Here is a 9711-nt window from a genome sequence, read left to right as displayed (position 1 = left end):
GGCGTCCGCTCCGGGGACGCCCTCACTCCAGCTTGCCGGACCCCAGCGCGGCGAACACGTCGCCGCCGATGTCGTTGAGCAACTGCTTGCCGGCCTCGAACGTGGGCATCCGGCACATCATCGCGAGGATGTAATCGCGGCCCTCGCCCTGCACGTGGCCCATCGAGTTCACGGCCCACAGGTTGTCGGTGCTCTGGAACTGGACCCAGCCGTTCTTCATCCAGACGTCCACGTCGGTCGACTTCGGCGCGCCCACGCCCCACGTGTGGGCCTGCTCGACCTTGCTCATGAGGTCGAGCAGGTAGAAGCGATCCTGGACGGTGAGGGCGGGGGTGCCGTGCATGATGCGGTCCATCAGCAGGCGCTGGTCGGACGGCGTCGTCCACGTCCAGCTCCAAAAGTCCTTGTCGGGATCGCGATGGGTCTGCGTCATGCCGAGCTCGTTCGCGAGCATCTGGTAGGCGTCGGGGCCGCCGGCGTAGGCCCATAGGGCGTCCGCGGAGTCGTTGTCGGAGTGGATGATCGCGTTGGACGCCTGCGTCATGCGCTCGAACGGCAGCTCGCCGCCGTCGGCGGCCGCCTTTCGGAGGGCCATGGCGACGATCATGACCTTCGCCATGGACGCGCTCTGGCTGGAGTAGTCGCCGCGGAACTCGAAGTCCTTCCCCGACGTGAGGTCGCGCAGCGCGAGGCCGAGCCGGTCGGTGTTCGCCGCGTAGGCGTCCATGATCTGGGCGAGTTGCGCGCGCACCGGGCCGGTCGGGGACGCCGTCGGCGTCCGGATGTCCACCGGAGCCCGTCCGCACCCGGCGAGGGCGGCCGTGGCTGCCGCGCCGGCGAGGAATGCGCGCCTCGACACGCCCATGCTGGCTCCAATCTGCTGAGGGACGCATGACATCATGGCAGAGACCCGCTGCGAAAGGACCGCCGACGTGCCCATCGACCCCTGGCCGGCCGTGAGCGTCGTGATGCCGGTTCTGAACGAGGAGCCGGACCTGCGCGGCGCCGTCGAAGCGGTCTACGACCAGGGGTATCCCGGCGAGCTGGAGGTCGTGCTGGCGGTCGGCCCGAGCCGCGACCGGACGCTGGAGGTCGCCCGCGCCCTCGCGTCCGAGCACCCGGGGCTCGTCGTCGTCGACAACCCGACCGGCCGGACGCCGGCGGGCCTGAACCTGGCGATCGCGGCGTCCCGGCACGACATCGTCGTCCGCGTGGACGGGCACGGCGAACTCGCCCCGCGCTACATCGAGATCGCCGTCGAGACGCTGCGCCGCACCGGCGCGGCGAACGTCGGGGGCATCATGGACGCCCGCGGCCGCACCCCGTTCGAGCAGGCCGTCGCCGCGGCCTACAACTCGCCGCTGGGGCTCGGGGCGTCGACGTTCCACCTGGCGTCGTCGGCCGAGGGGCCAGCCGACACCGTCTTTCTCGGGTCGTTCCGCAAGGACGCCCTCGCCGCGGCCGGCGGGTACGACGAGACCCTGCACCGCGCGCAGGACTGGGACCTCAACTACCGCCTGCGCCAGGCCGGCGAGACCGTCTGGTTCACGCCGCGGATGCGGGTGACGTACCGGCCGCGCTCGACGATGAAGGCCCTGGCCAGGCAGTTCTTCGCGACGGGGCAGTGGCGGCGGGAGGTGATCCGGCGCAACCCCGACACGGCGAGTGTCCGGTATCTGGTGCCCCCGGCGAGCGTCGTCGGGCTCTCCGTCGGCACGGTCGCCGGGTTGGCCGGGCTGGCCACCGGACGCCGCTGGCTCGCTGCGGGGCTCGCCGCGCCGGCCGTCTACGCCGCGTTTCTGGGCGTCGCGGCCCTGCGGATGGACCGGTCGCTGCCGCCCCGCGCGCGGGCGTGGGTGCCGCCGGTCGTCGGGGTGATGCAGATGTGCTGGGGCGCGGGGTTCCTGCGCGGGTTGAGGCGCGACCGATGAAGCCGGCGGACGTGGCGGAGGTGTCGGCGGCGCTCGCGGCGGCGGGCGTCCGGCATGCCGTGACCGGCGGCTGGGGCGCCGACGCGCTCGTCGGCGAGCAGACGCGGCCCCACCGCAATCTGGACGTGGCCGTGGCCGACCTGGACGGCGCGCGGGCGGCGCTCGGGGAGAGCCCGGAGGTGTCGCTGCTCGCGGTCGAGGATCCGTCCGTGCGCGAGGAGGGTGAGGTGGTGGACGGCTGGCTGGAGCGCGTCGTGCCGTGCCTGGCGCCCCGGGTGCAGCGGTCGTTCCACACCGGGCTGTCCATGCGGCCGCAGGACGTGCACGACCTGTCGATCATCGTCCGGGCGGAGCATCAGCGGGGCATCGACGCGCACGGGCGCATCCTGCGGGAAGGGTCGGCGGAGCTGATCGGGCGGGCGTTCCGTCCGGTGGTGGACGACCTGATCGCGTTCGTCCGGCGGGCGTTCGGCGAGCGGGTGCACTCGATCTACCTGTACGGCAGCGTCGTCCGGGGGGCGGCGGTGCCCGGCGCGTCCGACCTGGACGCCCAGGTGGCGCTCCGCGACGACGTGACCCCCGCCGACCGCGAGCGGGCGGCGTCCATCGGGGCGACGCTCGACGAGCTGCACGAGTCGGTGCGCGGCCTGGGGGTACTCATTGGATCGGTGGCCGAGCTGACCGACCCGGCGGAGATGCACGATGCCGGCTTCCATCTCGGGGTGCTGTGCGCCCCGGTCTGGGGGGAGGACCTCGGCGAGGAGATCCCGCGGCCCCGGCCGACGCGCGCGCTGGCGCTCGGCATCCAAAAGACCGCGCCCGCGGCGCTCGGACGCCTCCGCGCGGCCCTGCCCGAGGCCGAGTCGGGCGACGCCGAGGCCCTGTGCCGTTCGGCCGGACGCCGGCTCGCGCGCCTCGCGTTCGCCCTGGTCATGCCGCGATGGGGCGGGTGGACGTCCGAGCCGACGACGATGGCGCTCGTCTTCGCGCGCCTGCATCCCGAGCGCGCCGAGGAGATGGCGGACGCCGTCGAGCTCGGCTGGTCGGGGCGCGTCGATCCGGTGCTCGCGCTGGCCCTGTGCGACGGGTTCGGCGGCTGGCTGGTGCGCGAACTGGGCCTCTGAACAGGGGCGGGCGGCGTCCGGGGTGGGCGTCGGGTGCTTGCTCAGGCCTCGGAGCCGGCGGTCGCGCCGCGCAGGCGGCGGGCGGCGGCGTCCAGGGTGAGGACGAGCGCGAAGCCGCCGATGCCGAGCAGGGTTGGCACGAGGGCGGCGTCCGGCGAGGGGAGCGCGATCTCGGTGCTGTCGAGGCCGTACGGCCAGGGCCACAGGATGCGGATCGAGCCGACCATCAGGCCGATCATCGCCGCGAGCACCGCGTCGTGGAACCGGTTCAGCAGCCAGTGCAACGCGCTGGACGCCAGCGCCAGGCCGGTCGCGCAGCCGAGCGCGAAGACGGCGAGCGTGCCGACGTCGCGGTGGGCGACGGCGCCGATGACGGGGGCGTACATCCCCATGAGGACGAGCAGGAACGACCCGCTGATGCCGGGCAGGATCATCGCGCAGATGGCGATCGCGCCGGCGCCGAAGAACACCCACCACGGGGCCCCCTCCGAGCCGCCCGTGCCCGAGGGTGCCAGGCCGAGCAGCACGAACGTCGCGACGGCGGACGCCGCGGCCAGCGCCAGCTTCGCGGGCGTCGTGCCGGTGAGCTGTCGCCAGCAGAGGACGACCGCGGCGGCGATCAGGCCCACGAAGAGCCCGGCCAACTGCTCGGGGTAGGCGCGGAGGGCGGCCTCCATGGGTCCGGACAGGACGGCGATCACCGTGAGGATGCCGGCGCCGAGGCTGCCCAGCCACAGCCACGGCACGGCGCGCAGGTGGGCGAGGGCCTCGCGCGGCTGGCCCGTCAGGAGTGCGCGCGCCGCGCTGGACGCCGTGTGCAGCGCCGCGATGAGCTGGCGGTAGATGCCGAGGACCAGGGCGATCGTGCCGCCGGAGACGCCGGGGACGATGTCGGCGGCGCCCATGACGAACCCGCGCGCGACCTGAGGCAGGACGATGCGCGTCGGGGTGCGGGGGGTGTGGGGGGTGGTCGTTCTGGTGGCTGCGGTCGTCGTAGTCATCAGGACTCATATTAGCCGGTTGATTGTTCAACCAGAACTCGGTTGCCGTGTGCGTTTCTACCTGACGTTCTCCACACTCTGGTGTGGATTCTGTCGCACGGTCGCGGGCTCGGTGGGTTGGGTGTGGCCACGGCGTCCGAGCGGGGGACGCGCGCACCGGCCTCGGTGGGACGCCGATTGCGAACGAGTGCGCAACCGATGGCGCCGCGCGACGCTCTGACAGGATCTCTCGACGAGCAGAGACCCCTCGTTCGCAGGGGCCGAGGGGCTGCGCGGGGTGAGGGGATGCACGGGGGGGAGGGGGGAGTCTCGTCCGCACGGGGTGAGGCGAGAGTCGTCCGCACGGGGCGGGGCGCGAGGCGAGGGGCCGCACGGGGCCAGGGTGCAGTGCTTGGGGGGGCGAGGGATGCCCGGGGTGGGAGGCGCTGCCAGGCGAGGCGTCCGCACGGGAGAGGCGTCCGCGCAGGGGAGGCGCCGCCCTGACCCGTGTGACGTTCTCCACACCAGAGTGTGGAGAACGTCAGTTAGAAACGCACCGCGCGCTCGTCGTGGGCGATCCGGGCGAGCTGGTCGGCGTCCGCGGGCCCGTCGACGAGGACGACCGACCCCTGTCCGGACGCCGCCCTCCAGACCGTCGACACGGCCTCCCACGGGTCGTCGGGCGTGAGCAGTACCCGCTCGTCGAGCGGCTCCAGGTCGCGGAGGCCGGCGAACGTCACGTCGCGGGCGTCCGAGAGCCAGGCCACAGCGGACGGCTGCGCCGGGACGCCCCCGTGGGCGTCCGGCTCGGCCATCGCCGACGAGCTGAAGTCGGTCACCCCGTCGGGCATCCCCGGCAGCGCGAGCCCCCACGGGTGCAGCGAGCAGGCGAGCGTCTCGAAGCCGACGGGGCCGGGGGCGTCCGGACCGATGACCACCAGGTCCGCCCCGGACGCCTCCTCGCGCGGCACGACCCGCACCCCGACGCCCCGCTGCCAGCATGCGAGCGGCAGCACGAGCCCCATCCACGACGCCGGACGCTCCACCAGCACGGGCAGCGCCACCTCGGAACCCTCGTCCACCCCGAGCCCGTCGAGCAGGTTCGCGGCCTTGTCGGCCCAGTTCGCCAGGCTGGTCGCGCTGAGCTCGACCCGCTCCCCGGACGCGGGCCGGTAGTGGGTCAGCAGCGGCGCCCCGCCCGAGCGGCGGGCGCGCGCCGCGAGCAGGTCGTGCGCGGGCGGGATGGCAGTCACCCACTCATGCTAGGCGGTCGATAGTCTGTCGCCATGCGCTACGTGGTGATCATGGCCGGCGGTTCCGGCACCCGGCTCTGGCCGCTCTCGCGGAAGGGCACGCCGAAGCAGCTGCTCAAGATCGTCAACGGCACGAGCCTGCTGCGGCTCGCCTTCGAGCGCGCGCTGCGGCTGGTCCCGGCGGAGCGGGTCGTGGTCGTGACCGGGGCGTCCTATCTGGACGCCGTCCGCGACGACCTGCCCGAACTGCCCGAGCAGAACCTGCTCGGCGAGCCGATCGGCCGCGACTCGCTCAACGCCTGCGCCTGGCCGGCGGCCGTCCTCGCCGACCGCGACCCCGAGGCCGTCATCGCGCAGCTCACCGCCGACCAGATCATCGAGCCGGTGGACGCCTTCGCGGCGTCCCTCGATCGCGCGTTCGCGCTCGCCGAAGATCAGCCGGACGCCCTCGTGACGCTCGGCGTCGTGCCCACCGAGCCGCACACCGGCTACGGCTACCTCGAACGCGGCCAGCCGGTCCCAGGCTTCGGGGACGCCTGCGTGGTCACCGAGTTCAAGGAGAAGCCGTCCCTCGACGTCGCCACCGACTACGTCGCCTCGGGGCGCTACTGGTGGAACGCCGGCATGTTCGTGTGGCGGGCGGCGTCCTTCCTCGAGGAGGTCCGCCTGCTCGAGCCGCAGACCCACGCGGCGATCACCGAGTTGGCCGCCGAGCCCGGACGCCTCGAGGAGATCTTCCCCGCGCTGCGAAAGGTGTCGGTCGACTACGCGATCATGGAGCCCGTCTCGCACGGGCGCGGCGCGGGCCGCGTCCTGTCGGTCGGGCTGCCGATCTCGTGGCGGGACGTGGGCGGCTTCGCCTCCCTCGCCGAGATCGTCGCGACGGACGCCGACGGCAACGCCGTCGAAGGCCTCGCCGTCACGGTGGACGCCCAGCACAACCTCGTCTTCAACGCCGCGGGCCCGGGGCACCTCGTCGGGGTGGCCGGCATCAGCGGCGCCGTCGTGGTCGTCACGCCCGACGCCACGCTGGTGACGACGCTCGACGACGCGGAGAAGGTCAAATCGCTCGTCGGCCGCATCGCCGAATCCGCCCCCTCGTTCGCCTAGGAGCCGCCGTGGTCGAGAATCTGAAGCGCTTCCGGGAGCCGGCCGCCTGGATCGTGCTCGTCATCATCGTGGCCGGCCTCGTGCTGAGCGCCGTGCGGCTGGCCGACCGGGTCATGCGCGAGCGCGTCCCCACCACGCAGGCGTTCCAGGACGCCGCGAACAACGCCCTCAACCTCACGATGGTCATCGTGCTGGTCGCGCTGGTGTGCGTGTGTCTCTACGTGGGCAGCCCGTCGCCGCGGGCGAAGAGCCTGGCGCTGGCGTCCGCGTGGGTGGTGACGATCGGCGTCCTGCTGACGATCGTGGCGACCGTGTGGGGGCTGTCGGCGTCCGCGGGGGCGGTCGGGGTCGTGCTGGAGGCGCTCGGCGGGCTGCTGGCCGTCGTGCTCAAGGGCATGGGCGCGATCACGCTGTGGATCATCTACCGCGCCTCCGCGGCCGGACGCCTCGTCGACCCCGAGCCCGAACCCTCCCCGGCCGAGGCCCCCGAGCCGGCCCCGCCCGTGTGGCGGCCGAGCGCGGCGTCCGGCAGCGTGTGGAAGACGGCGGCGGACGCGGCGTCCGGGGGTGCGCCGTCGGCGTCCGGTGGTGCGCCCGAGTTGACGTCGCGCAGCGACGACGACGATGAGACGGGGGCCCGCCGGGCCGTCGAGTCGTCCCCGAGCCCGTCGGCCCAGGCTGATCCGGGGGCGTCCTCCGGCGTTCGGCGTAGCCGCCCGCAGGTTCGCGACGGAGCGGCCGAGGCGCTGGGGTGGCGGCGGGTGACGCCAGAAGATGGCGACACCTCGCAAAAATCGCGCGATTCCTGAGGTTTTTTCTCGTCCAGCTTGACGAATGCCGAATGACAGGCATGTAATTCAGCCAGTTCAGCTTTTGGCCGGTGCGTCAAGGAGGAAGCAATGTACGAGTTGCTGGTCGCCGAATCCATCTCGGACGAGGGTGTCCTCGGGTGGCAAGAGAGCGCGCTGTGCGCTCAGACCGACCCGGAGGCGTTCTTCCCCGAGAAGGGCGGCTCGACGCGCGAGGCGAAGCGTGTGTGCCAGTCCTGCGACGTGCGGGCCGAGTGCCTCGAGTACGCGCTGGCGCACGACGAGCGCTTCGGCATCTGGGGCGGCCTGTCGGAGCGCGAGCGCCGCAAGCTGAAGAAGCGGGCCGTCTGAGCCCTGAGGCAGGGTAGCGACACCGAGTCGCGCTCGGTGCGCGGGACGCGCGCGCCCCCGAAGCCCAGGTCCCATCTCGGCAACTAGCCTGACCCTCGTGAACCTCCCTCCCGACGACCCGGACCCCTGGTCCTGGGTCACCGATCCCGACGAGGCGCCCCCGGCGCCCGACGTGAGCGGGGCGTCCGTCTCGGTCGTCGTCGTCACGCACAACGGCGAGCGCTGGCTCGACGACTTGCTCGACTCGCTGCTCGATCAGACCCTCCCGCCCGACGACCTCGTCGTCGTCGACGCCGGCTCGGTCGACCAGACCCCCTCCGATCTCGCGACCGCCCATGCCCAAGGGCTGGTGGACGCCGTCGTCACCGTCCCGGCCGGCACCGGCTTCGGCGAGGCCGTCCGCGCCGGGCTGGCGGAGGCGTCCTCGGCCGAGTTCCTCTGGCTGCTGCACGACGACGTCGTCGCGCGTCCCGACGCGCTCGAGCGACTGGTCGCCCGGCTGAGCCTGCGTCCGGACGCCGACGCGGCCGCCCCGCTGCTGCTGCAGCCCCATCGGCGGGATACGCCCGCGCCCGTGGCCGAACTCGGACAGACGGTGACGCCCAGCGGCGTCGTCCTGCCCGTCGTCGGCCCGGGCGTCATCGACCAGGGCCAGTTGGACGCCGACGACACCCTCGGCGCGAGCGTCTGCGGCCTGCTCATGCGCCGGTCCGCCTGGGAGGCGATCGGCCTGAACGACGACGTCGCCTCGGCCGCGCAGGGCATCGAGTTCGGGTGGCTGTCGCGGGCGTCCGGGCGGGGCGTCGTCGCGGAGCCGGCCGCGAAGCTGGTGCACTGGGAGGCGTCCACGCGCCGCATTCGTCCGGGGGCGGCCGCCGATCCGATCCTGGAGCGCCGGCGCTGGGGGATGGCGCTGGCCGAGGCCTTCGGCCCCGGTGGGGGACGCCGCCGCGCGCGGGCGCTCGGCGTCGCCTCCGCGCTCGGACGCATGGCGTTGCACGCGCTCGGCAAGGACGGCGAGACGGTCCGGGTCGAGGCCCGCGCGCTGCGCCACCGCCCCGGGAAGACGCGGGCGGCCCTCGTCGAGCGGTTCCGGGCGGTCGCGGGGGAGAGCCCGGTCGACCTCGCCGGACTGCGGCCCACCCGGCGCGAGAGCGCCCAGTTCGCGTTCGACGACGCCTTCGCCCGCGCCGGCGCCTGGGGCGCCGGGTTCGCCGAGACGTCCGCCGAGCCGGGACGCGCGGACACCGACCTCGACGAGCTGACGGGCGACGACTTCGCCGGCCGCGACGAACACCGGACGTCCGCGTGGCTCGCCGCGTTCGTCGTGCTCGTGCTCGGGGCGGTCGCGGCGTCCTGGCGGCTGTTCCTGTTCGGCCCGCTGATCGGACCGCAGTTGCTGCCGGCGCCCGGGCAGGCGGAACTGCTGCGCCAGGCCGTGGGGCCGGTGCCCGGCGTCGATCCGTCGTCGGGTCCGCCCTGGGAGACGCTGCTGTGGCTGGCGTCCTGGGTGACGCTCGGGCACCCGCAGATCCTGACCGACGCGGTGCTGCTGGGCGGCGTCCCGCTGGCGTTCCTGCTGGCCCGCCGCGTGCTGCGGCGGGTGCTGGCCGACCGGCACCTGGCGCTGGCGGGGGGCGTCCTGTACGCGCTGGTCCCCGTGCTGACGGGCGCGGTCGGCAGCGGCCAGGTCGCGACCGTCGCGTGGGCGCTGCTGCTGCCGGTGCTGGCGAATCAGCTCGTCACGTGGTGGATCGACCGGCGTCCGGGGTGGCCGGTCGTCGGGAGGTTCGCCCTCACGCTGCTCGCCATGACCGCGATCGAACCGCTCACGTGGCCGCTCGGTGCGCTCGTCGCGATCGCGTTCGCGATCAGGGGCGCGAGCGGCTGGCTGCGGCCCGTGGCGGCCGTCCTCGGGCCGGCGGGCCTCGCCCTCTCGCCCTGGACCCTGCAACTCCTCGCCGCTCCCGGACGCCTGCTCACCGGCGCCGAGCCGGCCCTCGCGCCGACCAGGGCCCCGGCGCTGCTCGACCTCGCGCTCGGGCGGCCGGAGGTCACGGGTCTGCCGCCGTGGTGGCTGTCGGCCGCCGTGGTGGGCGCGCTGTGGGCGTTGGCGCTCGTCGGCGCCGGACGCCGCCCGGCCCGCGCCTGTG

9 protein-coding genes are annotated in these 9711 nt (G+C 74.0%); 6 read left to right on the top strand and 3 right to left on the bottom strand.

Translation table 11 applies throughout. The annotated features are described in order from the left end of the window. Nucleotides 1-22 precede the first annotated feature (22 nt). Nucleotides 23-859, bottom strand: coding sequence for a serine hydrolase (locus WMJ97_RS12885; protein WP_347349404.1), 837 nt, complete (start codon nucleotides 857-859; stop codon nucleotides 23-25). 40 nt (nucleotides 860-899) lie between these two features. Here WMJ97_RS12885 and WMJ97_RS12880 point away from each other — a divergent pair, with 40 nt between their 5' ends. Further along, nucleotides 900-1931 (top strand): glycosyltransferase family 2 protein, encoded by a 1032-nt coding sequence (locus tag WMJ97_RS12880; protein WP_347349403.1) that lies wholly within the window; start codon nucleotides 900-902, stop codon nucleotides 1929-1931. Further along, nucleotides 1928-3055 (top strand): nucleotidyltransferase domain-containing protein, encoded by a 1128-nt coding sequence (locus WMJ97_RS12875; protein WP_347349401.1) that lies wholly within the window; start codon nucleotides 1928-1930, stop codon nucleotides 3053-3055. Before WMJ97_RS12880 ends, WMJ97_RS12875 begins: the two co-directional genes overlap by 4 nt. 41 nt (nucleotides 3056-3096) lie before the next feature. Here WMJ97_RS12875 and WMJ97_RS12870 read toward each other — a convergent pair whose 3' ends face one another. Both WMJ97_RS12870 and WMJ97_RS12865 read right to left on the bottom strand, forming a co-directional pair. Then, on the bottom strand, nucleotides 3097-4056 hold the full coding sequence (locus WMJ97_RS12870) for a DUF368 domain-containing protein (protein WP_347349400.1): 960 nt from the start codon (nucleotides 4054-4056) through the stop codon (nucleotides 3097-3099). A gap of 524 nt (nucleotides 4057-4580) precedes the next feature. Next, nucleotides 4581-5288: a TIGR03089 family protein gene (locus WMJ97_RS12865; protein ID WP_347349399.1), complete on the bottom strand. Its 708-nt coding sequence runs from the start codon at nucleotides 5286-5288 to the stop codon at nucleotides 4581-4583. Between the two features lie 33 nt (nucleotides 5289-5321). On the opposite strand from WMJ97_RS12865, the gene WMJ97_RS12860 reads away from it, so the two are divergent. From WMJ97_RS12860 to WMJ97_RS12845, 4 genes are all read left to right on the top strand, one after another. Beyond that, nucleotides 5322-6398: a mannose-1-phosphate guanylyltransferase gene (locus WMJ97_RS12860; protein WP_347349398.1), complete on the top strand. Its 1077-nt coding sequence runs from the start codon at nucleotides 5322-5324 to the stop codon at nucleotides 6396-6398. 8 nt (nucleotides 6399-6406) lie between these two features. Continuing rightward, complete coding sequence (locus WMJ97_RS12855; RefSeq protein ID WP_347349397.1) at nucleotides 6407-7207, top strand: hypothetical protein; 801 nt, start codon at nucleotides 6407-6409, stop codon at nucleotides 7205-7207. Between the two features lie 90 nt (nucleotides 7208-7297). Continuing rightward, nucleotides 7298-7558: a WhiB family transcriptional regulator gene (locus WMJ97_RS12850; RefSeq protein ID WP_347349396.1), complete on the top strand. Its 261-nt coding sequence runs from the start codon at nucleotides 7298-7300 to the stop codon at nucleotides 7556-7558. Nucleotides 7559-7655: 97 nt separating this feature from the next. Beyond that, nucleotides 7656-9711, top strand: a 2056-nt coding sequence (locus tag WMJ97_RS12845) for a glycosyltransferase (protein ID WP_347349395.1), incomplete at its 3' end; no start/stop codon positions are given.

The organism is Nigerium sp. (assembly GCF_039811905.1).
GTDB lineage: Bacteria > Actinomycetota > Actinomycetes > Propionibacteriales > Propionibacteriaceae > Propioniciclava.
Note: the sequence above shows the minus strand (reverse complement) of the source record. Positions and strands in the feature narration are given on the sequence as shown.